This is a genomic window from Paenibacillus sp. FSL H8-0104, from assembly GCF_038050215.1.
GTDB lineage: Bacteria > Bacillota > Bacilli > Paenibacillales > Paenibacillaceae > Paenibacillus > Paenibacillus amylolyticus.
Genome location: NZ_JBBOTC010000001.1, coordinates 1,776,559 through 1,800,439, shown reverse-complemented (window position 1 = coordinate 1,800,439; position 23,881 = coordinate 1,776,559). Strand labels below are relative to the sequence as shown.

The window sequence follows — 23,881 nt, the reverse complement described above, 5'->3', positions numbered from 1 at the left end:
AATCAGCTATCATCGTACCATTTTATTCAAATAAAGGTAATACACTACATATATGCAACCTTCTTTATCCATACACAAAAAAGAAGCCACCTCCCTGGCCTTCCCCAGTTCAGTGACTCCATTTTGCAATCCTATTCATTCCCTACATTCAACTACTCTTTCACAGCACCTACAACAATCCCAGTCACGAAATACCGTTGCAGGAACGGATACACGAGCAGGATCGGCAGTGCGCTAATAAAGATCTGCGAAGCCCGAATGGTCCGTTGGGACAGGTTCTTCACCGCTTCTGGATCAAGCTTCGACATATCGGCCTGCACGATGATCGTCTGCATGAAAGTCGCAAGTGGCAGCTTTTCCGCATCACGGATGTAGATGATTCCGTCAAAGTATGCGTTCCAATGCCCAACCATCATGAAGAGCGAAACCGTTGCAATAACGGGTACCGAGACAGGCAGATAGATTTTGATAAACGTCTTAAAGTGCCCTGCGCCATCGATAAATGCCGCTTCTTCCAGATCCTTCGGAACGGTACGGAAGAAATTCAGCAACAGAATGATGTTAAACACTGCAACCAATCCTGGCAGGATCAAGGCCAGCAATGTGTTCATCAGTCCCAGCTTCAGAATCAGGATGTACCCCGGAATGAGGCCACCGCTGAACAGCATCGTGATGACAAAATACCATAGATAGATGTTACGTGCGCGGAACACCCGCGTCTCTTTGGAAAGCGCATAGGCTGCAATCGTATTGACGATTAACGCAAGTCCAGTACCAAGTACCGTCCGCTCCACAGATACCCATAAGGAAGAGAGGAAGTTGGTATTGGCAAATGTCTTGGCATACGCCTCCAGTGTAAATCCAATTGGCCAGAACGTTACGAGACCCGCATTGGCAGGTGCAGATGCGCTAAGTGATACCATGAGCAAGTGATACAAAGGCAGCAAGCAGAGCAGTGAAAGGATGGTCAATAACACATTGTTGAATATGCTGAATATGCGGTAAGGCATCGTTTTATGGTACATTCGTTTGTCATCCTTTCTAGAAAATTCGATATCCGGCGAATCGGTAAGCCAGTCGGTACGAGATCACAATCAGGATCAGGCTGATGACCGATTTGAACAGATTCACGGCGGTAGCGAAACTGAACTGCCCACTAAGCAGACCTTCTCTGTACACAAACGTATCGATAATATCTCCTTGTTGATAAATCAACGGACTATATAAGTTAAAGATCTGGTCAAAGTTGGCGTTAAGCACATTACCCAGTGCCAAGGTTGCGATTACGATCCCAATGGGAATCAGTGCCGGGATGGTAATATACATCGTTTGTTTCCAGCGTCCTGCCCCATCTACTTCAGCTGCTTCATAAAGTGCAGGGTTAATGCCAGACAGTGCCGCGAGGAAGATAATTGTGTTGAATCCAAACTCTTTCCAGACATCACTCGCAATAATTGTGAATCGGAACCAGCTGCCATCCCCCAAGAAGAAGATCGGTTTGATGCCGAATACCGAAACCAGGAACTGATTGACAATACCCGTCTGGGCCAGAATGTCGATCAGAATGCCTGATAGCGTAACCCAAGACAGAAAGTGTGGAAGATACACGAGCGTTTGAATCGTTCTTTTCAGCGCCATCTTCCGTACCTCATTGAGCAATAAGGCAAAGATAAACGGAATTATCAGATTCATGACGATCTTCGTACAGGCAAAAAATAACGTGTTCCACGTAATTTGCAGGAAATAATCATTTTCCCACATGTACCTGAAGTGCTTTAGTCCTACCCATTCGGAATTAAAGAATCCCAGTGCAGGTTTATAATCCTGAAATGCCATCAAAATCCCGGACATCGGAATGTATGAAAATATAAAGACCATAATGGCCGCCGGCAACACCATAAAGTGCAGAATCCATGGCTGTTTGTAGCGTTTTTTTCTCTTTTTATCCAGCTTGTTCCCAACGTTTGCCTGCGGGATCCGCTTACCCTCCAATTTAGCCTCCATAGCGCTTCTCCTGTTCCCAAAAAAAGTTTTTGTGTGTGATCGGGTTCTCTGATATAAATAGTATCAAGCCATTCTGAGGTCTGCTATATAACATTGTTAGGCTTGATAGTGTTTTGTTAGGGTATCATCAGAAGAGGTAGTTTACACACGAATTAGAAGGAGACTTTTCATGTATATATGGAAGCGCTTAATGCCTTTTCAAGGTAAAACCAGATCCCCATTCAGTCTTTTTGCCAAAATAAACTTGTTAATTGTGGTCTTGTTCATCCCCATTCTAATCATGTACACCTACTCGAATAACGTCACCTATGATGTCGTCAGCAAAGAACTGCAGATCTCCAACACGAAACAGCTCACGTTTCTGTCCAGTCAGATCGACTCCCGCATCAATCAGATGATGGATTTCAGCCTGATTCTCTCCCGAGACCCCAATGTCAGAGCATTCAACGGCCTCAACATGTGGGATGATCGGTACGACCGGATGCAGACCCGTTATGTGATACAAGAGAAGATGATGCTGCAAACCGGCGTTACGGATATATGGCCCACCCGATATGCGGTGCATTCACAGCAGAATAAGGATGTCATCGCTAACTACAATCAAACGACAGGGTATGATGAGGCGTATTTGAAAAAAAATATGAGTGGACGATGGACCTATGGGGATCAGGGTGCCGCATCACAGGACGAACTGAACTCCTTCTATTGGTTCTATACCGATTCCTTGGCACAGCCGGGGATGCTCACGGGAAGTAACCTGGTGATTGAAGCCAGCTTCAGCTACGAGAACATTCAAAATATGCTGGATACGTATAAAGCGGGCGGACAAGGCGATCCTTTCTTGTATCACAAAGGAAATTCCCCCATTCTCAATCGCAGCGCGGACAAGCAATTATCCGCAGAACTCATTCAGTATCTGGACACGCATTCTCCGGAAGATACTACACAGGATGTCGTAGAGCTGAACGGTAAGAACTATCTGGTTAGTTCCGTGAAGTCCACTTATCTGGATTGGCATCTGGTTGACGTGATTCCACTGTATCAGATTTTGAAGCCCATCTCGCTGAGTCAAAATCTGTTCTACACCTGTATGATTTTGCTGCTGGTGGTGGGCATCTCTGCTTCAATCCTGCTGTACCGAAATGTTCAATATCCAATCAAAAAGCTAATTAAAGGCTTACGCCGTGTAGAGCAAGGGGATTATTCTGTCCGACTGTATAGCAAAAACCAGAATGAGTTCTCATTCCTGTTCCGCCGATTCAACGATATGTCCCATCAGATTCAAGATCTGATCGAGAATGTGTTCCATGAGAAAATTAGAGCCCGGGAAGCTACGCTGAAGCAATTACAAGCGCAGATCAATCCGCATTTCCTATATAATTGTCTTGGTTATATCATCAACATGGCTCAGATGAAGGACGAGCAAGCTGTCGTCTCCATGGCGCATAACCTAAGTGCGTATTATCGCTACACCACCCGTATGGAACGGGAGACGTCGTCGCTACAAGAAGAGATTAAGCTGCTGATCAACTATCTGGATATCCAGAAGCTGCGCAATGGTCGTATTGAGTATCACATCGATATCCCTGAGGATATGCTCTCCCAGTCGGTGCCACGATTAATGCTTCAGCCGATGGTTGAGAATTCCGTCATACACGGCGTGGCGAAGTCCTATTCATCCGGGGAAATCCGAATTACCGGGGAGCAATTGAATGGTTTTGGCAGAATATACATCGACGACGATGGTCCTGGCTTAAGCCCGGAACAGTACGAAGCGCTGAACTTGAAGATGCAGGAACCTTTACAAGAAGAAATGGGCTGCGGCCTTTGGAATACGTACCAACGAATCACGCACCTGTTCGGCAGTCACTCCTACCTCCTATTCGGCCCATCCCCACTTGGCGGATTCCGAACCGAAATCATCTGGGAGATACCAAAAGAGGATACAGATTCCGATAAAGGTAATACCGATAATATACGTTGACTATTTGATTTTGAACGAACCATTTACACGTGAACGTAGAGGACAGAAAAAACCTGAAGAAGCAAAGCGTTCGCCTTTCAAGCACCATTTTAACCTTATAATCATTTAATTCAGAAAATGGGGCTTGAACAGCGATCGGAAGGTTGTTCTGTCATCGGAGTGGCAAGTGTAAATATACCTTTAGTTCAACCACCAAGGGAGACATTATAATGCACATGATGATCGTAGACGATGAAGCACACTGGGTCGATAACCTGTCCATGACCAAGCCCTGGCACACGCTGGGGATCGAACATGTGCATAAAGCATACTCAGCACACGAAGCACTACAAATGATCGACACCCACCCCATCGATATCGTGATCTCGGACATCCAGATGCCCGAAATGACAGGAATTGAACTGATTGAACGCATCCGCATCCGGGACAAAAAAATAAAATGTATCCTGTTATCCGGGTATTCCGAATTTGATTACGCCAAAAAAGCCATCCAGTTCGAGGCTGTAGACTATCTGCTAAAACCGCCGACAGATGATGAATTAATGGGGGCTGTTCAGAAGGCCATCGATCAATTGAACAACGAATGGGAAATTGTCAGTTCACTGACACGAACGCAGTTTACGTTGCGAGAGAATCTCCCCCATTTGCGGGGACGACTACTCCTAGGAGCTTTACAGGGACAACGAATCGCCGCTGCCGAATGGGAGCGTAAGCTAGCCAATTACGCTCTGCCCTTTCATACCGGGGATGCCGCATTAATGCTGGTACGTCTGGAAGAAGAATTCGGACACTATGACAGCAATGATCAGACCCTGATCGAATATGCGATCATCAATATGGCGGAAGAGATTATGGGTGAGTTTATGGAAGTTTGGGGCGTCAAGGAGGAGCACGGATATCTCGTGTTTTTACTTCAGTTTAAAGATCGGAAAGGCGATATTGGGAAAGAAACCATTCTGGAGAAGCTATCGATTCAGCTCCAATCCAAAGTAAAACAGTTTCTGAAAGGCTCCCTCTCCATCGTTATCACCGAGTGGTTCACCTTTCCGGATCAGCTCTACGATCGTTTCCGTCAGGCTTCCGCTTATTTCCGGCAGATCGTTGGAGACGAACGCGAATTTGTCATGCGTGTCAGCGATGTCGAGACACCTGCGGCACAAGGTCCCTTGGATGTTCTGTACACCCCGCCCACCTTTATTAGTTTGCTAGAGAGCGGACAATGGGATGCAGCGGAGGAGAAAATACGCGCGGTCTGCGCCGAGTTGGATGAGAAATGGTCGGAATCATGGGAGCACTGTATGGAGGCAGGTTTTCTTATTACGGCTTCATTCACCAATATTGCCCATCGGAACAAGTTGACTCTGACCACTTTAATGGGAAATGATGTCGAGGATTTGCAAAGTGGGGAAGTTTTCGCTACCATCAGCAAATTGCGGAAATGGTCGCTCAGTGTACTGGGCAAACTCAAGGAAGGCACGTCCAACGAGATCAAGGACATTCGTTCCGAGTATGTGAAGAAGATTCAGGATTTTACAGATAAGAACCTGCATCTGGATGTGTCTTTGCGTGTGCTCGCTGACCATGTCAATCTGCACCCGACCCATTTATCCAAAATCTATAAGATCGAAACGGGCGAAGGCATCAGTGATTATATCTCACGCCTGCGCATGGATCGGGCCTGTCACAAGCTGGTCACGACCACCAAAAAAGTGTACGAAATCAGCATGGAGATTGGCTATATGGACCCAGCTTATTTTATCAAAGTGTTCAAACGCCAGTTTGGCGTTACACCGCAGGAATACAGAGACCAGCATAAATAACATGACTGAAAACCGATCTTTTTGCACATTCACTAATAGAGTCCTATGGAAACTAACAAACTCATATAGATGCCCTCCCGTCCAAATTGGTACAGTTACATTGTAGAGGTTGTTCAAAAAGTCCGCTTTTGATTACGAAGGATGCCTAGCGGCATCATCAGCATCGAATATGGAATTCAGCCGAAATGTCCGTTGCTCACGTAGCTCTATCTACGCTCCGCTACTCCATTTCTAGCTTCATCCCATCTTCTCGGTACTGAAAACCGGCCTTTTTGAACACGCATTTTTAAAGATCATACACCGTAGGGGGATTGAACAATGATCAAATTCAAAAAAACATGGTGGTCACTGCTCATGGTTATCGCGCTCATTACGATCACTGCGTGCGGCAGTGGCGAGACAGGCAGTGACAATGGTAATAATACGCCGGGAACTGTCGGCTCAGCTGAAGCAGAAGCTGCTTTTGCTAAAGGAAAATATGACCCACCGATCGAGTTCAGTTCGGTATTGATGCCGAAGAAATACGTGCAAGGAGATACCAAAGAAAATAACGTGCACGATCGCTGGATGCTCGAAACGCTGGGTATGAAGCATAAAGATACTTGGTATCCAGCCAATGACGATCAATACAGACAAAAGCTGCAACTGGCTATCGCCTCTGGCGAGAAACTGCCTGATTTCGTAACAGTACCTACCAATGCGGTATTGACCAATCAGCTGATCGACTCCGGTCAATTCATCGCAATTGATGAGTTGTTCGACAAGTACGCGAGTCAGACCCTGAAAGATCACGCAGCAGCACATCCTGAACTGTGGTATCCGTTCACCAAGGACGGCAAGAAATACAACATGCCGATCATGGAGTACACCGATAACGACGATACACTGCTCTGGCTCCGCGAGGACTGGATGGAGAAGCTGAACCTGGAAGCTCCGAAAACCATTGCAGACCTTGAGAACATCATGGACAAATTCAAAAACGAGAACCCGGACGGTCTGTCTCCAGACAAAGTATTCCCGCTGGCGATCTCGCTGAAAAATAACACCAACACCTGGATGGGTCAGCTCGACTGGTTGTTCGGTGCATACGGCACAATCGAGGAGCAATGGAACAAAGACGCAAACGGCAACCTCGAGTACGGCTCCGTTAACCCGGGTGCCAAACAAGCCCTTGCCAAGCTAGCTGAATGGATGGATAAAGGTTATATCCACGCTGACTCCGCTCTGTGGGACGAAGGCAAATCCGCTGAAAGCTGGACAGCTGGTAAAGCAGGCATTCTGCCTGGCGCAAACTGGGTACCGGACTGGCCTGCACCTGACCTGCTGAAGAACGTACCTGGCTCAAAGTATAAAGCTTACCCTGTTCCAGCGGGCCCAGACGGCAAGATCGGTACGAAGTGGCAGAACTCTGGTGTCAACGCAAGTATCATGATTAACAAGGATGCGAAGCATCCAGAAGCAATCTTCTTGTATTACAACTACTTGCTCGATAACCTGGCTAACCCGGCTGCGGGCAGTGAGTATGAATACGGCTTCGCCAAAGGTTATGACTGGGATATCATTGACGGACAACCGACCAGTGACAAAGAGAAGATCAAAGACTTCTCCAACGAATTCCCTTTCCTGACCGGCCCGGCACGTATCCCGGATCTGTACATGAAAACACTCGTGAAGCTAGCCAACGGCGAGAAGCCTGAAACACCGTACGAGAAACAAATGGCCGAATTCCGTAAACCGGAAAACTGGTATGCAGGTAAAGTGGTTATGTCCCAGATCGACGTCCGTAAACAAAACTACTTTACTGGTGCTGCAACACCAACCATGGTATCCAAATGGAATCTGCTCCGCCAGTCCGAGATGGAAACCTTCAACAAAATCATCTACGGCAATCTGCCTATTGATGCCTTTGACCAATTCGTCGCCAACTGGAAATCCAACGGCGGAGATCAGATCACGCAAGAAGTGAATGATTGGTTTAAATCGGTAAGTGCGAAGTAAGAATTGGATTTTAGAAAAGTAGAGCGTTAAAACCCGAGCCGAAGCGAGTTATTCACGCTTCGGCTCGGGTTTTTAAGTGTAGATCAGGGTCGCTTCCCCTCTGTAATTCAAATAATATCCATTGTGCTACTTAAAATACTTTTCACTTACCTCATTATATAAGGCAGAATAATGTTCATCTTTTTCGGCAATATCCAGATCACTAGTGGATTGAATACTCATATTACTTTGACTTTCCGGGTAAACATATTTACCCTGATGGTTGCCGATGATCTCATATGAACCTGAAGGTTCCTCTGGACTTTGATATAAAAACAATAGATAGTTTTTATCCGACGTTAAAGGTTGATACAATTCATTTGGATATTTTACATATGCACCTGCTACATCTCTCCACTTGGCATAGTATTCAACTACGTTTAGTTCCTCCCCCTCCTTCACTGCACCCTTATATACTTTCTTCACTTTTATATTTGAAAATGTACGTGTGTCCAATGGATACTTATCCTTTTGATCTAATTCAACGATTGAATTCGTTTCCTCTTCCCAATCAGCCTCCACTATAACAGTAGCTAATGATTCTATCTCAGAAAGAGCGTAATTGTGGTAATCTGCATCTGGACGTAGTTCTTGTGCATTTAAATGCTTATATCCAAAAAAAAGGCTAACCCCCATCACAGCTATAACCCCTGCCATTATCCACTTTTTCATGTCAGCACCTCCAAAGTTTAATTTCCATATTTCTCTTTTATATTTGACTTATCATAGGTCTGTACAACATAGTATCCATTATCCCCTTGTTTCATGATGGCGTTAGAAGTAGTATCTGGATGTTTAAGTCCTAATGAGTGTCCCAATTCGTGCAGGAATATTTTTTTCTTTAAATTAGCACTATGAAACGAATACCCTACTTTCGTGTTTGAATCCGTGTTGGTATTAAATTCAATAATGGAGTCTTTCCAAGATCCGCTCCAATCACACGAGTAACCCCATATAACACTATATTTATAATTGCAAGCTTCTGCCCAGTTACCTGTAGAACCAAGATTCTTTCCAATAATATTGATTCTTGCGAAGTGTGGTGTTTGATCTAGACTTGATTGTTCATAAGGCTTTGCCAAGCCTACTTTGGAGGATACACCATTCCATCCGGTATACCAGCTTTGAAACGAACTTAAATTGGATGACATACTCGACCCTACTGCTATACCTAAACTGGTTGTACTAGTTGTATCCCATGATCCGCTATAATAATCCGAGCTTGCTGCCTTTACAGATGCTGTAATGAGGAATGCAGCCATTAAACAGGTTAACATTACCATCCAACGTTTCTTCAAAATATTCACCTCTCCGTATAAATTTGTTCAGCATTTGATGAAATACAAAACATACTAAATTTCCTTGTGAAATTAACTAAGCCCCCCTTGTAAAGAACGAGTCTCAAACGTTCTATCTTTAAAATAAAATAGAACCTTCGAGCTTTTAGTAAGTCCACCTTCATCCCGATAATTTAACAAGCATATTTATTGTAAAAGAGAGCATTAAAATCTCTCTAATAACAATCTGAATCTGCACTGTCATTTAACGAATACAAGCAGCTTTCTCGCGATAACTAAATGTTGAACCCTCTATTTATACAAACGTAACATATATGGAAAATGTTTACTTAATATTGTGTCTATTTTGTGACTAATGGAGTTTGGATATTTTCTTTTTTTATGAACATTAGGTCAAGTTCCTTTAGTTTTCGTTTGCCAAATAAAAGAATCACGATTAAATACTTCAAAATACAGCAACTTTAACAGAATCTGTACCCATAATTCGGTTTCCATTTTTCTCTTATGATCCGACCTCAATACCAATTTTTAATGACTCAGAGGGAGGGACATATCCTTTTGATCTTGACTTAACTCGATCACAATCGTTCCAGTACCTCCGCCATTTGCTATGTAATTTCGTTCTCTCCCAATTTCAATCATTGTGCGCCATGAAGAGTCATCAGAAGAATTCATCCAGGTGGATACATACTCAGCAGGCTTCAACTTCGATTGATGTTCAGGATAACTGCTGGTTATACTGGAGACACTCCATTGATCAGGGATATAAAATGCAACACCACCCCAGTCAGCAGGGTCAATCTCTACATGTGCTACTATTTTGATAAGATCAATATGCTCCTTCTCACCCTCAACGAATATTGATCCTTCTGTCATTGTCTTTAAATTCGTTGATTTGGCATTCAGATCAAAGTTTTTGACGTGAATGATATTGCCATTAACCACTAGCTCATTGGCTTCATTTTTATTGGTATTCAAAAAAAGAAGAATAAACACAATCGCAATAAACATAAAAAGCACGATTAAGTATTTAGATCTTTTTTTCAAATAACCACACCTCGCTTCTACCCTTGTTTCTTTATGCTTAACACATACTCAAAGCCCTCCTTTTCTTAATTTAGAATTTGGAAAAGTAGAGCATTAAAACCGGAGCGAAGCGATAGATTCACGCTTCGGCTCCGGTTTTTAAGTTAAGATTGGGCAGCTTCCCATTAGGCAGCTTCCCCTGACTTTTGGGTTCGCCTTAGTGGATCAAGCCTCTGTATCGGTCTCCTCTGGCATCGACTTCGACTGACCCAGCAAGGATACTGTGAGCTGAATGCCATCTCGTAGTCCCTGCATATACAACCGCTCATTTTCTATGCCTTTGCTAACAATAAAACGATTCTCCCACTCGTTATATTCAGGTGTTTGCTCGACATCTTTACCTGCAAACAAAACTTCAAATGCTTCGTCTGTTCCCCCACGTACTCGACTCAGTTCAGGATCATGTTCAAGCCGGGCAGTCACCTCATCCAGCCTTGCTTGAATCGCTTGTTGCATCCACGGTGGAAATTCCATTGCTTCTCCTCCCCTACGCATTTTGTACCTCTCTCATCATCTTACAACTCGGTTATGTCTCGCCTTCATCTCACTCACTTGGGCCACCAGTTCATCCACCCTCCGGCTCTGTTCCTGAACCTCAGGGTTCTCCCACAACGGAATCGCTTGCTTCAAGGATGCCTCTCCAAGTTGATTAAGCTTGCGCCGTTCCTCTTCCAAATAAGTCAAGCAAACGGCTCATACATCCACCTCTCTGATGGGTCTAACTGCACCATGTCTTGTTGAGACTAGACGTGAACAGTCAATTTTAAAGCGATTATCTATACCCGATGTTGAATACTAATATTTTCATCTAAACCAAATTTTAAGATAAACTATGATTGCTTTAATGCGGCAGTCGAATTAAAAATAAAAAAACACCGATATAAACTTTCGGTGTCAATAATAAGACGAACTCTCAGCTTCCTATCTAACCTCACAGTCACAGCAATTTCACTTGTCTGTTAAGAAATTTCTCCCCCCTCCAACCAAGGCTTTAAAAAGCTCCTACTCGATCCTCCATTAATCTCATCCTCAACTTTCAAATGTGTTGTATCTTTTGTTTTGTTTAGGGGTTTTGTTTAACGTTCGGGTATCTACGAGCCCTCACTGCCTTAAAGGAGCGTAGCGACTGGCCGCGATGCGGTTAGGCTGTGAGGGTTGTCTGCTGAATATACTTCCTAGAATTTCATCTTGCAGACCAAGGAGCATCAGCTCCGCAGCGTAGATGAATTGTTATCCGATGCCCCTTCTTCTAGGATATACAACCTCTATTTTTCCCTACTTTTATTTGCAAGTTTTTTTAGAATTCAAAGTCTAAATTAATGTCATCAAAACTATATGAGTTAGATTTTTTCATTTTAAACTTTTGATTTAGATTTTCAGCCCCAACATGCACTACTAAACTTTTTATCAAGAGATTATAAATAAAAATCTCCTTTAACACTTCATAAGTTTCTTCTTTATTAACTTTACTCATATTAGAAAGAATATGCTTCGAAATGAACTTCTGTGGTTCGAGTCTTAATTCAATATACTGGTAAACATCATAATCACTAAACTCCTTATCTTTCGCAGTTTCCATTAAATATTCATAGAATCCATTTATACTTCTTTGAGATTGTATAACCTTTATAAATCCCTCAACTCTTTTATGTTCTATGAACTTCTTTAGATAGAATACAATCACGAAAACAAAGACAGTAAAAACAATAATATTTAAAATTGATTTGTCTAAAGGAGAATATTTTAAAATTTTGCCCGTAATTTGCTCAATTTGTGTCAACACTGCAATTAACGTCGAAAGTACAATAGTTATTCCTAATACTTTAAAGTTTTTTGAGGTTGGTCTATATGTTGATATTAATTCATCAGATTTCTCCGAAATTTTACTTGTTCGTAAAGTTTTCATTTCGCTTTCCAGTGATTTTACTTTATTTGATAAATTAATGCTTGATGATTGAAGAAACAGAATCTCATTCTTATATCTTTCCAATTCTTTTTCATTTTTTATCATTTCTTGCCGTCTCTGAAGCATTTCAAATTCTTTGTCATATACAGTTAGTTCCTTTGGGTTAATCATCCTATCTTTATTTATATAATCTGATAGTTCATCTAAGTATTTATAACAATCCTTAAACCTATTCTCAGCAGCTGATTTTTCATCTTTGTCAATAAATAAATCAGGATGAGTTTTAGATCTGTATTGATATAATTTTTCATATAAATCACTTGGAGTAATTTCATAATCGATATCTAGAAATTCCCTTACTGTTTGAATTATTTCCGAACTCAAAGAAATTGACATCTAAAATACACCTCGTAATAATTTATTTGTATCTCCAAGGGGTTTCGGATAACGTTCTTGTATTCACGACGCCCGACGGAGTCGTATGTGTCCGGCTACTTCTACCTCCTTGAAATCACTCTGCCGGACCGAGGGCGTATGCCCGATGTGTGAATAATATGTTATACGCTGCCCCGGCTTCATCGATCAAGCTTCAATACTCTTTACTTTATCTCTATGTTTTCGTCTTAATTCAATTACGCTATTTGGAAACTCAGAACATCTATCTTCCCAATAGCGATCGTTTGTTAGGATTAGGAAACTTCTAACAACTCCACACTGAGTCCATCTACTTTCTTCTTCGTCAATACCTATATTGTTCTCATAGAAAACTTCCTGCTCAAATTCAGGTAATAATCCCTTGACTTTAATGTATGATTCATTCAATTCTTCTAAAGAAACTTCGTATTTCATTAATTCGTCCAATAAATCTATAATATCATCGGTGTCTTTAACTCGATCTGGAAAATTAAAGTCCAAAAAAGCTTGGAGACTATCTAAATTTAGTTCTTGAACAAGATTGAATTGTCCATTGTTAATCATACTATTACGATATTTTTCACGCTCTGCTCGAAGCATTTCAAATCTATCGTCTGCGATCTCAAACAATGCACTTAATTGAAATAAATTTCTCTGAAATAATTCTGGAATATGTTCTTTCTTTTTGTAAGATAGCTTATGAGAGATATCTGCCCAAGCATGCATCAATATCGTTCGTACTTGAATTTCAGCTTTTATACCTTCTAATCCTCTGTAATTGGGAACGTTTAACCACTCGTGTCTTAGCGTTACAACGAAATGATGAGATCTATATCCAAATTTGTCTGGTTCAAGATTATCAACCTTATCTTCTGAATTCACAATGACAAATTCTTCGGCTATTATTTTTTTAATTTGCAAAATGTCAGAAGGATAGTAACAAACAATACGTAAACCACAAATATCTTCAATTTGATCAAATGGTTTTTTATATTGTTTCCGATCTATCTTATCGAAAAATGAATCAAACTCTTTAACTCTTGAATATACGTCTAAATATGGGATACCACTATCTTTAAGTAAGAATTTTAGAGATTCGGTTATATTGAACGATAGCCGTTGATATAATGGATTAGCTTTCAAAAATTCTTGTTTTAAGGTTTCTTTGTTTTCCATTTAATTTATTCCTTCCAAAATAGTTTTTTTGGATTCATGGGTTGCGTATAACGTTCCTGTATTCACAACTCGACGCATGTCGAGTATCCGGCGAATGCCGGATCAAGGACGTCTGTCCCCAGCGTGAATATTATGTTATAGGATGTAAGCAACTTCGTCGAAATCACTTCATTGATCTTATAGCAGGGTATACATCCTCTATTAATTTCCTTCTAATTTGTTCTATAGATGAGTATCGCTCATTTTTGTCAGACGATATTCCTTTTAAGATAAACTCCTTAACGACATCATTCTTTTCTTTATGAAAATTTGTTTGTCTCCCCGTTAAAATAAAGTAAATGATCTTGATTAGGGCAAACGTTTCATGACGTACTTCGTAGTTCTCAAATCCGACTACAGCAAGATCAGAATAATCATTAATAGCTCCTTTTATTTCTGTTCCCTGCCGCGTAAGCTTACTATCAGGTCGTTTTACTAAACCGAAGTCTGATACCTTTATCATTAATGAACTATCTTCATAAATTTTCACGAGAATATTTTGATAGCTAATATCCCTATGCAAATAACCTTTTGAATGTATATATTCAAAAGCATTCAACAATTGATTTATCAAAATTCGTCTTCTATCTAAATTTAATTTGGTATTATTCTCACTCATAAACTTTTCAAGAGTTTTATTTGCATATTCCATTGTGTACTCTTTTTTCTCATCGTCATAGTAGTATGCCTTAATAATAAATGGAGAATCTAAAGCCTTTAAGTCGTTGTACTCATTCTTAAATCTGATTAATTCGTCTTCCCTTAAATCTTCTTTAGCTCTTTTGATTACAAAATCACAATCATAAAACGGATCTTTATATTTGAAGACCTTTGCATATGAACCTTCTCCTATTTGCTTCAAGTCTATTGTAGCTGTTGCTTTTAACGTTTTTATTACTGTTGTATCAAGTAATATAAATACTGGTCTATCTTCGATTATATTAATTCGCGTTAATTCATCTGGAATTGCGCTGCCTCCACTATCCGATAAAAACTTCTCACAAAAATTCATAGTATCTTGATATTCTTGATCTATTTCAAAACTATAATCATTTTTAAGGGAAGTTTGAAGAACTCTTATATTATCGATTATTTCGATCAGAGATCTACTCTCATGAGCATTATAATGCCCACCTAACCCCGGCCTGTTTTTACTATTCATAAATGAGAATAAATCATTCAAGCTACTATGAAGTATTGAAAATATTTCTTTTAACTTTTCATTAGGTATGTTTCTGTAAAACTCATAAAATAGTACAATTTTTTCATTTCTATAAGTTGAAAGTTGGCTGATTTTCAAATTCAAGAATCCATCTACATTCTGCATGTGTTCACCTCATTAGGTATTAAAAATTTTCTGCAAGCTGATTTCCTATAACGTTCCTGTATTCACGATCCGACGCATGTCGGGTGCCTGGCGAATGTCCGCAGCGTGAATATTATGTTATGTGAAGTGCATCCTTCTCAGTTATACTTTTCAAATAGTAATTCAAACTCTCTCATCCCTTCCATACAATTATCATACAAAAATTCAAAATAATCGGAGTATGAGCGAAACCGTGTTGTACCTAATAATTCTTCCTTTATTGCTTTATCTATTACTTGATCAACTTCTTCTTTTTTAATTTGCATTACTCCACTTTGAAATTGGTAAAGAAATTTACTAGAGTAAAGTGCTACTCCTACATATTTAACGCAGAGATTCTTGTAGATTTCTTTATCACCATCTGAAGCTTTTTCGTAAAACTTATCCATATCTAATGGGTCAGTATAATCCCTTAGCGGTAGACTAATTTCATTAAGTGTATCTAATGTACATTCAAGCCATCTTTCTATGAATACATCTTGAAATTCATTCCAACTTAAAAGATGAACATTTGTGTTCTTAACTGCATCATAAGCACCTGATTGAAAACCGTTCTTAACAATTATGAATCCACTATTGGCCCCAAAGTCATTTAATACTGTCCTAAAAGAATGAATCACTGCTTGAGGAATATCTGCTGACCAATACTTGCACTCGAATAAATTTATTGACTTTGGAATAGATTTAACATCTTCTGCATATACATCAACATTTACATGTCCTCTAACTGTTTTAATTTGCTTATTTACTGTTGCTTTGAATCCGGAAGCGTTTAAAATCTTTGCAACTTTCACCTCTAATTCCTTCCAGTCACTTGGATGGCTTTCTAATATCCTCATAAATACTCTCCTTGGCGCCTAATGTATTTCACATAACGTTACTGTATTCATGAACCCCGAAGGGGTTGTCTGCTGAAATGCCTCTCCGAAATTCATCCGCAGACCAAGGCTCCGAAGGAGCCGCAGCTTGAATATTATGTTATACGACGGAATCACATCTTCGAGTTAACCATCACCCTCTTATATTCTACTCTTTCATTAAACCGTTATATGTTCCAACAATTCTACGACATCGGGAATGCAGCTTGTTTTCTGTTTCTTAGTTGAAGTCTGTGAATGAAACGTTACGGTGAAGAGCCTTTTTTTCTACTGAACAACTGGATATTCACACATTTTTTATAATCAAAACATCTGGAAACTCCGGCACCCTTAGAAAATACCGAATAGAAAGAAACTAGCCTAATATGAGATGAGGCTCACATTGGGCATATAGGCTGACTGTGAGCCTCATCTCATCGTAATAAACAAAGTTCAAGGTAGGAGTTACAGAGAAGTAATTAATCGCCATACACGTCATAGAGCATCGTCCAAAATCTTGAAGGCTCTTTATCAAATATTCTTCCATATTTATTTCGTTGCTTTAGTGATCTGACTAAGTAACAAGCTCTTTTAGCTCGGCTTATACAGACGAAAAAAACTCTGAATTCTTCTTCTAACTTGCTAGGATCTTTACTGTTGATACTTTTGAAAAAAGGGAAACTTCCATCTTCCAATCCCAGCAAAATAACAACTTCAAATTCTAATCCTTTCGAGCTATGTCGAGTAGAAATAGTCACTCGATCAGAAGATTTTAAAATCCCCACAAAGTTTTTTAGAGAAAAATCTTGAAACTCACCATCATATGCAAGTTCTTTGAGTTTCTTTAAATTCTCATGTTCGTCTGAATAAAAGTCAGATTCAAAAAGTAGATCTAGCAACTGTACCTGTTCGTCTATACAATCAAGCCAATCTGAAAGGTTGTCAGATGCTTGCTTGCTTTGAGTAAGGGCTGCATAAAAGAGTTTTTGTTTAACAACATCATTTGTAATGGAGTGTCCTTTATGAACCCCGAAAATATTTGCCCAAAATAAATATAAATCAGAGAAGGATTCCTTAGTTGAATCTAAGCACCAGTTTGCACATCCAATTAACCATTTAACGATCTCTGTGATTTCGAAGTCTTTACGTTTGTTGATGTAATATGGGATATCTTCACTTTGAAAAAGCTCACCTAGTTTCTTAGCGTTATCATTACTACCAACTAAAACGCATATTTCTCTGTATGGAACATCATTTTGAATACATTCTGGAATAATCGATGCTACAACCTTTCGATATTGATCCTCAAGGCCCTCGTTACAAGTTACAAATTTAAATTCAGCTTCTTCATTAAATCTACTTCCGGCTTTATAATTTTTAATGCTGGCCGGAGGCATTGCAAGTGTATAGGCATCTATAATGCCTTGGTTACTTCGAAAGTTAGTTAGCAGTTCGATGGAACTCATTTCTCTTAAAGCAGATAGTTCTAATAGATAATCAGGTATCGCTCCGGCAAAGCTATATATTGATTGATTGGGATCACCCACTGCAAAAAATTTAATTTTTGTTAAATTAAAAAGGGATAGAACCATTTCATGTAGAGGCTTACCCAAGTCCTGATACTCATCAATAAGAATCCAAGGGAACTTAGCCTCCAAGCAATCTCTAACATACTTTTCTTTTTGAATAATTAAAGTGGAACATTTGACAACATCAATGTAATCTATTCTGCCACTAGCGTGTAGTCTATCCTCAAATTCTAAAGCGACTCTTAATGCTAGATCATAGCTAGGAATATGCACTTTACTTATTCCTTCAATAATTAAATTTCGTTCCTTATCCATTTCTTCAATCTTTAAATCATCATTCGATATATGCAGCACCCTGCACACCTCGTTAAATAATAGCTTTCTTTCTTTTTCCGAAATGATTTTTAATGGCAAAGGAATCTCGTAAATAGAAAGATGTGCGAAAGGTGCGATAACCTCTGATATACAAAAAGCATGAACAGTGCCAAGAAATACATTGCTTTTGGGTTGATACCCGTATGACAGTAACCGTTCTTCAAATTCTCTGGCTGCTGCACGACTATAAGTAATACAAGCAAGACCTCTTGGTTCGGCAATTGCATCATGAAGTAAACTCATTATTTTGAGAGTTAAAACAGTAGTTTTTCCACTTCCAGGCCCAGCAATAACTACTGTATTTGTTTTAGAAGTGAAAGCCTCATGTTGATGAGGATCTTTCTTGATTTGAAGTAGCTTCTCTATATAACTACTACTCATATAAGACCATCTACTTTTTCAAAAATTTTATCAATAGCATCTTCTATATAGCTTGGAATATGATGTTTTGTACATTTCATAGAAAGACGTTGGGCGAAGCGACCTTTACCTATTCCATTACTGCTGTTTTCTATTTTTCTCAAGCAGGCATCATACTTTCCTTCATTTAGTTCTTTTTTGAAATTCTCTTTTTGTTGATCGCCGCCGCTTGTTAACTCATTAAAGGTTTGCCAGATCTTTTCTTGGGCCGATATGTTAGATTTACAATTTGCCATTATTTCTGTTTCTAGGGTATACGCTCCTAGAAAGAAGCCTTGCTCAGAAAATAATTCATCCTGTTCTACCCATGACATATCATCAGGAAGAGTCTTTATTTTTTTTAGGTCCACTAAAAGTTGTCCTATAATTTCATTTCCTAAGTATCCAAAATTTTCGTGATCAGATTCTTTCATTAGACCGTACTTTCTAGATTCCTTTCCTTCCTTATCCTCAACAATGATGTAGTAATCACCATCCGTTATACATACATACGGAATTCCAAGTTCATAAAGATATTTTACGTATGGAGTGAAATTAGTGGAGTTAATATTGCAAACCAAAATCCCCCTAGAATCTAACGGCTTGTCGAGTAATTCTGCGAATTTAGGAATCAAATATTCTTCTGCTATTCCTTCTACCAAAATAACAGCTTTTCCAAAATACAATTCTCCCCGCTTTACGTCTAAGTACCTTTCTAAATCCTGTTTTTCATTAGGGGGTAATTTGATATTTGCAGTTGTATTTACAAGAGTTCCATCAGATGTCCAAAGCAAATGTACAATAGATTCAAGAGGAGCAACAGAGGTAACATGAGGAGAATGAGTCGTCATCAGTAACGATGTATTTCCCTGCATTACATCTCTATAAATAATACGCTGCAAAGTAGGATGCAAATGTGCTTCAGGTTCTTCAAGGGCGAGAAGAGTAAATCCTTTTGCCTCTCTGCTAGGACTGTCCATAAAAGCATATAAGGTTCTTGATATTGTTTCTTCTATATCGTTTTTTAACTTGAAGTTACCTTTATCAGATTCTTCATAACAATCATCAAGTATTTCTGAACCTTCTAGTTCTTTCAAAAAATGATATTGAGTGGTACTTAAAAGACTTGGGATAGTTTTATCTTCAAGCAAAAGTAAGATAAGGGAAATATAAAGGAGATTCGTTAATCCCATACTAGTTTCACTCGTAGATCTCTTATGCTGGCCCATCACTAGTTTAAGTGCTGAAATGAGTCGATTCGCTTGGAAGTCCATTGTTTCAAGCTGCAATTCAGAATCAGGTTGAATTCCAATCACTTTGCCAAAACGAGAATTCATTTTAGTAATTGCATCCTGAATTTCATCCATAGAAAGCAATTCGTTACTCTCTGTTTTCAAATTAGAAGCTATTCTTTCTAACTCATCTTTGTTAAATTCATATTCTTTTAATAACTCAATAATTGGAGATTTCCTTGAATTTCTCATTTCATTTTCTACGTCCCTTAAAGCGCTGATCACTCTAATATTGAAGTATTTTCGTTGTTTATGCGTAAAAAGATTAGCCTCATTGTTCCCTTGGTAAATTGTATAGTTATACTCCTTGGAACCGTCTTCTTTAGATATAGGATAATAACGATATGTGAATTTTAGAGTTGCCGGACTTGTAGAAATCGAAGCATCGCATAAGACGGCAAGTAAAGTTTTGTTATTTTCATATCCTTGAACCTCAATAGAAATTTTGATCTCCTCACCATTTTCTAAAGGATCTAATATTCCATTGTAGAAATCAGACTCTCCTAGCATACGATCTTCATCACTTAATCTTGGATCTAAGATAAGCTGTATAGCCCGGATAAGATTGGTTTTACCTACGTTATTTTCACCAATGATAATTTGCTTATGGCTCAATGAAGCATCTACATTTCTAAAGTTTCTAAAGTTTTCAACTTTCACACGCGATATAAAGGGAGATTGCATATAAATCCGCCTTTCAGTTATAAGAATTTTAATTCTTTTTGTAGCTCTTCACCGCAATTTAAGATTTATTAACTCTTCATTAATTGAGATAACTTCATCATACTTACTTCGTTCTGTCGTATAACGTATTGCAATCAAGAACCTCACTGCCTGATTCCTCTTCCTTGAAATCCCTCGGTGTGGACCAAGGGGTACGTTAGCAACCAGCATCGTGAATGCATTGTTATGTGATGGACTTCCCTTCTTTGATTTACTACATAAAGAACTCATTTCCCATCAACACTTAAAGCAAAACTTATTTAATAAATTTATTCCATGGTTTATAGTCTTCTGTTTTCAGAACGCTTAACATATCGCAGAAACTCTTAAAGTCCTTCAGTTCAAAAAAGTCAAACTTTCTGTTATTTAAAACATCATTCACTGTTTCCTTGGCTCCTTTAGAGAAGTCTTTTGCAGTTGATAAGAATATTCCTTTCCGAGCATCCTTTATATACATAGATCCAATAAACTCCCGGATACCGCTCACTAACTCAATATGGTTTGCAGACGTCCTTCGCTTTACTTGTACCAAAATTGGATCATCTGAAAGCACAATAATTAAATCTATACCGCCATCACCAGTTTGACCGACGTGTTTAACCTCACAATTAAAATATGCAGAAAATACATGTTGAGCAATTTCTTCAAATTTGTAAGGATCGATACTATATAGTATCTCCTTTGTTCTCATAAGTTCGTCTATAAGTGTATTAATTGGAATTTGTTTGTCACCAATATTAAATTTTTTAACAATTCCATGTCTTAAAATATCCGAGTTTTGTGTATGTAACTCTGAAATATGATCTTCCTCTTCGCTAAATTGATCTGAGTATTCCCACCACTTGCACGAGTCACATTCCCATACTTTGATAAATGTCCACATTTCTTTACCCATAGTAAATTTATCTGTCTTATTAAAAACTTCCGGAATGTTTTTCATGCAAAATGGACAAAAACCCCTTTTTTTAAAAAAGTTGCTGACATCATTGGGTTTTCTGTATTCTTGAGTTAAAATATTATCAGTTGGCCCAGTTCGACTGTATTCGTATCTATCTTCATAAAAATCTGAGAAATCCAATAAGATTTTTTTTGTCATATATGCCCTCCGAGTATACTTCATAGCATTCATAAAGTTTTTCTTTCTTCTATTTTCTTTTTTACTTGAAAATAATATCTGAGTAATATGTAAATCTATCAATTATTTCACATTTCATTATTTATAATTTACGAGTATTTCACATAACATTCCTGTATTCATGAAACCCAAGGATTGTCTGCTGAAACTCCCTCCTAAATCCTTCCATCAGACCAAGGCTCCGTTAGGAGCCGCTGCTCGAATATTATGTCACACGACGAGATCTCTTCTCGAAACGCCTCTCACTATTTATTTTCTTCTGGTACATAGTCGATTAAATCAGACAACTTACAATTAAACGTATCACACAACTTGAATAGTGTTTCTAATTTTGTTGTTTCTATATTCGTCTCTCTATATAACTTGTTGATTGAGTTACGACTTAAGCCTGATCTCACCATCAATTCGGTTATATCATCTATTCGATGTTCTGCCATGAGTTCTCGTATATTGCACTTGATTACTTTCATCTTTTCCCCTCCATAGCTCTATCTTATCTTCCACATCAATAATCATCAACGAAAAGCAAAATTTTAACTCTACAAAGTCAAATATTCACCTTGTAATTAACCTTATAAGGTTATATAATAACTTCGCAAAGTTAATTATAAGGAGGATTAATTATATGGTTAATACATTAGAATCGTTAACAGAACCACTAATAAGAATACGTTTAGAGTTACTCTATACTGAGCTTGTGGAATGTCATACGGAATACAATCAGCTTTCTACGGAGGCAGATCAATACTTTAAAACACTTCGTGATGCTTTACCTGATCAACTTCAACATACGGTTTTTCTTTACGAAGACGCTCAAATTTCTCTTCAATCCATCTTAGAAAGAAGTATCTACATACAAGGTTTCAAAGACGCTTTACAACTCTTTTGTGAATTGCAAAACTCTAGCATTTAGAGGATCATATGATCCTCTTTTCTATTATTGTTTTTGATTCTGTCGTATAACGTTCACTATATTCACGATCCGACGTATGTCGGATGTCCGGCAACTGCCGGATCAAGGGCTTATGCCTGTAGCTTGAATATGATGTTATATGCTGCCTGTGACCTTCCAATTTCTCTTAATCTTATTTCATTATTTCCTTCTTCAATTCTATGCTTTCTTTCTATCTTTCCACAATGGTTTTTTAGGTCTTAATACGTTTTTCAGCTCTATTTTCTTTTAAATTTCTCTTTCTGATCTTCTTTTCTATTCATCTGATCTGAAGCAACTTTGTGCTTCATGTATTAACCCTTGATTTTCTCATTTAATTGTTCTTTAGCTTTGTATTCCCTTTGATTTTTAACCCTAAACAAAAAACGCCGATAAGCAATTCGGCGCTTCTTCATTTCAATCTCTCTTATGATTTCCCAGTCTTTCAGGTTGCATATAACGTTCCTGTATTCACGATTCGACGAATGTCGGATGTCTGGCGAATGCCAGACCAAGAACGAATGTTCACATCCTGAATATTATGTTATATACTGCCTGTTTTTTAGATCCTCTTAAACTTATTTATTCATTTACTTCTTTGACTTCATGCTTTATTTCTATATTTTTACAGTATTTTTTTAGCATTCTACACTTTTTTAATTTCTCTCATGTAAAAATATATGTTTTTCTATTTAGATAGTTACAGCTCTTGCTTATTGTTATATAATTCCTTTGTAATCAAGCATCGTTGTATTATAAAATCTAACTTTAGTTTGGGAGTGATTTTCTTGCAAAAGTATCTACTCGTTCCTGCAGACAAATCTACTGTTCGAGGTTTCGATGACGAAGAAGACTTGAAAGCTTATCTTGTTGATCAATTTCAAAAAGACAAGTCTGATTTTGCTGTAGATGAAGATCTAGATATTGAAGACATAGACGATTTATCTGTGCCAACCGATGGTTATTACATATACGAAATTAAGGACATTATTAATGCTATTTCCACTTCACAAACAATAGATGCTGGTGAAAAGAAAGAAATTCTAAAAAAACTTAAAAAGGAAGAAGTAAAATTCAACAAAGATAAGTTTACAGATTTTGATGACATACTCGATGAAATCAACGAAGCAGATGTAGACTTTTGACTGATCTCTAAGAGACTCACTACAAATCAGACTGGCCAATAATTAAATTGGCCAGTCTGATTTATTTGGTTCTCTATATTTCTTCTGCTATTCAGGTTGCATGTAACGTTCCCGTATTCACGACTCGATGCATGTCGAGTATCCGGCGACTGCCGGATCAAGGGCGTATGCCCGCCGCGTGAATATTATGTTATATGCTGCCTGTGATCTTCCCAAATTCTCTTAATCCTATTTGATCTTTTCCTCTTTAATTCTATGCTTTCTTTCTATCTTTCTCCAATGATTTTTTAGCTCGTTCTCAATCTTTTTCAGACTTCCTTTGATTTGAAATACTTACTAAATTCCCTTTCTTTATCTGTCTGATC

At 38.7% G+C, this 23,881-nt stretch carries 20 protein-coding genes; 5 read left to right on the top strand and 15 right to left on the bottom strand.

Annotated elements, in window-relative coordinates; genetic code table 11:
• Positions 1 to 152: 152 nt before the first annotated feature.
• Both NST38_RS08085 and NST38_RS08080 read right to left on the bottom strand, forming a co-directional pair.
• The gene (locus tag NST38_RS08085) at positions 153 to 1,025 is read right to left on the bottom strand and encodes a carbohydrate ABC transporter permease (RefSeq protein ID WP_017689839.1); all 873 of its coding nucleotides are present in this window, start codon (positions 1,023 to 1,025) and stop codon (positions 153 to 155) included.
• Positions 1,026 to 1,041: 16 nt separating this feature from the next.
• The gene (locus NST38_RS08080) at positions 1,042 to 2,004 is read right to left on the bottom strand and encodes an ABC transporter permease (RefSeq protein WP_370511435.1); all 963 of its coding nucleotides are present in this window, start codon (positions 2,002 to 2,004) and stop codon (positions 1,042 to 1,044) included.
• A 169-nt stretch (positions 2,005 to 2,173) separates the two neighbouring features.
• Here NST38_RS08080 and NST38_RS08075 point away from each other — a divergent pair, with 169 nt between their 5' ends.
• The 3 genes from NST38_RS08075 (at position 2,174) to NST38_RS08065 (ending at position 7,806) form a co-directional block, all read left to right on the top strand.
• On the top strand, positions 2,174 to 3,988 hold the full coding sequence (locus tag NST38_RS08075; RefSeq protein WP_076252705.1) for a sensor histidine kinase: 1,815 nt from the start codon (positions 2,174 to 2,176) through the stop codon (positions 3,986 to 3,988).
• A 209-nt stretch (positions 3,989 to 4,197) separates the two neighbouring features.
• Positions 4,198 to 5,808, top strand: coding sequence for a response regulator transcription factor (locus NST38_RS08070; RefSeq protein ID WP_076252707.1), 1,611 nt, complete (start codon positions 4,198 to 4,200; stop codon positions 5,806 to 5,808).
• Positions 5,809 to 6,126: 318 nt separating this feature from the next.
• Positions 6,127 to 7,806, top strand: coding sequence for an ABC transporter substrate-binding protein (locus NST38_RS08065; protein ID WP_340936548.1), 1,680 nt, complete (start codon positions 6,127 to 6,129; stop codon positions 7,804 to 7,806).
• A 126-nt stretch (positions 7,807 to 7,932) separates the two neighbouring features.
• Here NST38_RS08065 and NST38_RS08060 read toward each other — a convergent pair whose 3' ends face one another.
• The 13 genes from NST38_RS08060 to NST38_RS08000 form a co-directional block, all read right to left on the bottom strand.
• Complete coding sequence (locus NST38_RS08060; protein WP_341343904.1) at positions 7,933 to 8,517, bottom strand: hypothetical protein; 585 nt, start codon at positions 8,515 to 8,517, stop codon at positions 7,933 to 7,935.
• A 17-nt stretch (positions 8,518 to 8,534) separates the two neighbouring features.
• A complete protein-coding gene (locus NST38_RS08055; RefSeq protein ID WP_341343903.1) occupies positions 8,535 to 9,143 on the bottom strand; it encodes a hypothetical protein in 609 nt (202 codons plus the stop codon).
• A gap of 528 nt (positions 9,144 to 9,671) precedes the next feature.
• Positions 9,672 to 10,190, bottom strand: coding sequence for a hypothetical protein (locus tag NST38_RS08050; protein WP_341343902.1), 519 nt, complete (start codon positions 10,188 to 10,190; stop codon positions 9,672 to 9,674).
• 204 nt (positions 10,191 to 10,394) lie between these two features.
• A complete protein-coding gene (locus tag NST38_RS08045; RefSeq protein ID WP_338708108.1) occupies positions 10,395 to 10,703 on the bottom strand; it encodes a hypothetical protein in 309 nt (102 codons plus the stop codon).
• Positions 10,704 to 10,739: 36 nt separating this feature from the next.
• Positions 10,740 to 10,913: an aspartyl-phosphate phosphatase Spo0E family protein gene (locus tag NST38_RS08040; protein ID WP_338708107.1), complete on the bottom strand. Its 174-nt coding sequence runs from the start codon at positions 10,911 to 10,913 to the stop codon at positions 10,740 to 10,742.
• 613 nt (positions 10,914 to 11,526) lie between these two features.
• Entirely contained in the window at positions 11,527 to 12,531 is a 1,005-nt protein-coding gene (locus NST38_RS08035; protein WP_338708106.1) for a hypothetical protein, read from the bottom strand.
• 186 nt (positions 12,532 to 12,717) lie between these two features.
• A complete protein-coding gene (locus tag NST38_RS08030; RefSeq protein ID WP_338708104.1) occupies positions 12,718 to 13,725 on the bottom strand; it encodes a GTP pyrophosphokinase in 1,008 nt (335 codons plus the stop codon).
• A gap of 163 nt (positions 13,726 to 13,888) precedes the next feature.
• Entirely contained in the window at positions 13,889 to 15,091 is a 1,203-nt protein-coding gene (locus tag NST38_RS08025; RefSeq protein ID WP_338708103.1) for a protein kinase family protein, read from the bottom strand.
• 137 nt (positions 15,092 to 15,228) lie between these two features.
• A complete protein-coding gene (locus tag NST38_RS08020; protein ID WP_338708102.1) occupies positions 15,229 to 15,969 on the bottom strand; it encodes a restriction endonuclease in 741 nt (246 codons plus the stop codon).
• A 497-nt stretch (positions 15,970 to 16,466) separates the two neighbouring features.
• The gene (locus tag NST38_RS08015; RefSeq protein WP_338708101.1) at positions 16,467 to 18,272 is read right to left on the bottom strand and encodes an ATP-dependent helicase; all 1,806 of its coding nucleotides are present in this window, start codon (positions 18,270 to 18,272) and stop codon (positions 16,467 to 16,469) included.
• Positions 18,269 to 20,242 (bottom strand): ATP-dependent nuclease, encoded by a 1,974-nt coding sequence (locus NST38_RS08010; RefSeq protein WP_341343901.1) that lies wholly within the window; start codon positions 20,240 to 20,242, stop codon positions 18,269 to 18,271. Before NST38_RS08010 ends, NST38_RS08015 begins: the two co-directional genes overlap by 4 nt.
• A 319-nt stretch (positions 20,243 to 20,561) precedes the next feature.
• Positions 20,562 to 21,401 (bottom strand): restriction endonuclease, encoded by an 840-nt coding sequence (locus NST38_RS08005; RefSeq protein WP_338708099.1) that lies wholly within the window; start codon positions 21,399 to 21,401, stop codon positions 20,562 to 20,564.
• A 284-nt stretch (positions 21,402 to 21,685) separates the two neighbouring features.
• Entirely contained in the window at positions 21,686 to 21,910 is a 225-nt protein-coding gene (locus NST38_RS08000) for a helix-turn-helix domain-containing protein (protein ID WP_338708098.1), read from the bottom strand.
• A 155-nt stretch (positions 21,911 to 22,065) separates the two neighbouring features.
• Between NST38_RS08000 and NST38_RS07995 the strand changes: the two genes are divergently transcribed.
• Entirely contained in the window at positions 22,066 to 22,353 is a 288-nt protein-coding gene (locus NST38_RS07995; RefSeq protein WP_338708097.1) for a DUF6809 family protein, read from the top strand.
• An 806-nt stretch (positions 22,354 to 23,159) separates the two neighbouring features.
• Positions 23,160 to 23,516 (top strand): hypothetical protein, encoded by a 357-nt coding sequence (locus NST38_RS07990; protein WP_338708096.1) that lies wholly within the window; start codon positions 23,160 to 23,162, stop codon positions 23,514 to 23,516.
• The last annotated feature ends 365 nt before the right edge of the window (positions 23,517 to 23,881 follow it).

Bases quoted from the DNA above. Each gene is read 5' to 3' on its own strand.
- NST38_RS08085 (WP_017689839.1), bottom strand. From the start codon at position 1,025: ATGTACCATAAAACGATGCCTTACCGCATATTCAGCATATTCAACAAT.
- NST38_RS08080 (WP_370511435.1), bottom strand. From the start codon at position 2,004: ATGGAGGCTAAATTGGAGGGTAAGCGGATCCCGCAGGCAAACGTTGGG.
- NST38_RS08075 (WP_076252705.1), top strand. From the start codon at position 2,174: ATGTATATATGGAAGCGCTTAATGCCTTTTCAAGGTAAAACCAGATCC.
- NST38_RS08070 (WP_076252707.1), top strand. From the start codon at position 4,198: ATGCACATGATGATCGTAGACGATGAAGCACACTGGGTCGATAACCTG.
- NST38_RS08065 (WP_340936548.1), top strand. From the start codon at position 6,127: ATGATCAAATTCAAAAAAACATGGTGGTCACTGCTCATGGTTATCGCG.
- NST38_RS08060 (WP_341343904.1), bottom strand. From the start codon at position 8,517: ATGAAAAAGTGGATAATGGCAGGGGTTATAGCTGTGATGGGGGTTAGC.
- NST38_RS08045 (WP_338708108.1), bottom strand. From the start codon at position 10,703: ATGGAATTTCCACCGTGGATGCAACAAGCGATTCAAGCAAGGCTGGAT.
- NST38_RS08035 (WP_338708106.1), bottom strand. From the start codon at position 12,531: ATGTCAATTTCTTTGAGTTCGGAAATAATTCAAACAGTAAGGGAATTT.
- NST38_RS08030 (WP_338708104.1), bottom strand. From the start codon at position 13,725: ATGGAAAACAAAGAAACCTTAAAACAAGAATTTTTGAAAGCTAATCCA.
- NST38_RS08025 (WP_338708103.1), bottom strand. From the start codon at position 15,091: ATGCAGAATGTAGATGGATTCTTGAATTTGAAAATCAGCCAACTTTCA.
- NST38_RS08020 (WP_338708102.1), bottom strand. From the start codon at position 15,969: ATGAGGATATTAGAAAGCCATCCAAGTGACTGGAAGGAATTAGAGGTG.
- NST38_RS08015 (WP_338708101.1), bottom strand. From the start codon at position 18,272: ATGAGTAGTAGTTATATAGAGAAGCTACTTCAAATCAAGAAAGATCCT.
- NST38_RS08005 (WP_338708099.1), bottom strand. From the start codon at position 21,401: ATGACAAAAAAAATCTTATTGGATTTCTCAGATTTTTATGAAGATAGA.
- NST38_RS08000 (WP_338708098.1), bottom strand. From the start codon at position 21,910: ATGAAAGTAATCAAGTGCAATATACGAGAACTCATGGCAGAACATCGA.
- NST38_RS07995 (WP_338708097.1), top strand. From the start codon at position 22,066: ATGGTTAATACATTAGAATCGTTAACAGAACCACTAATAAGAATACGT.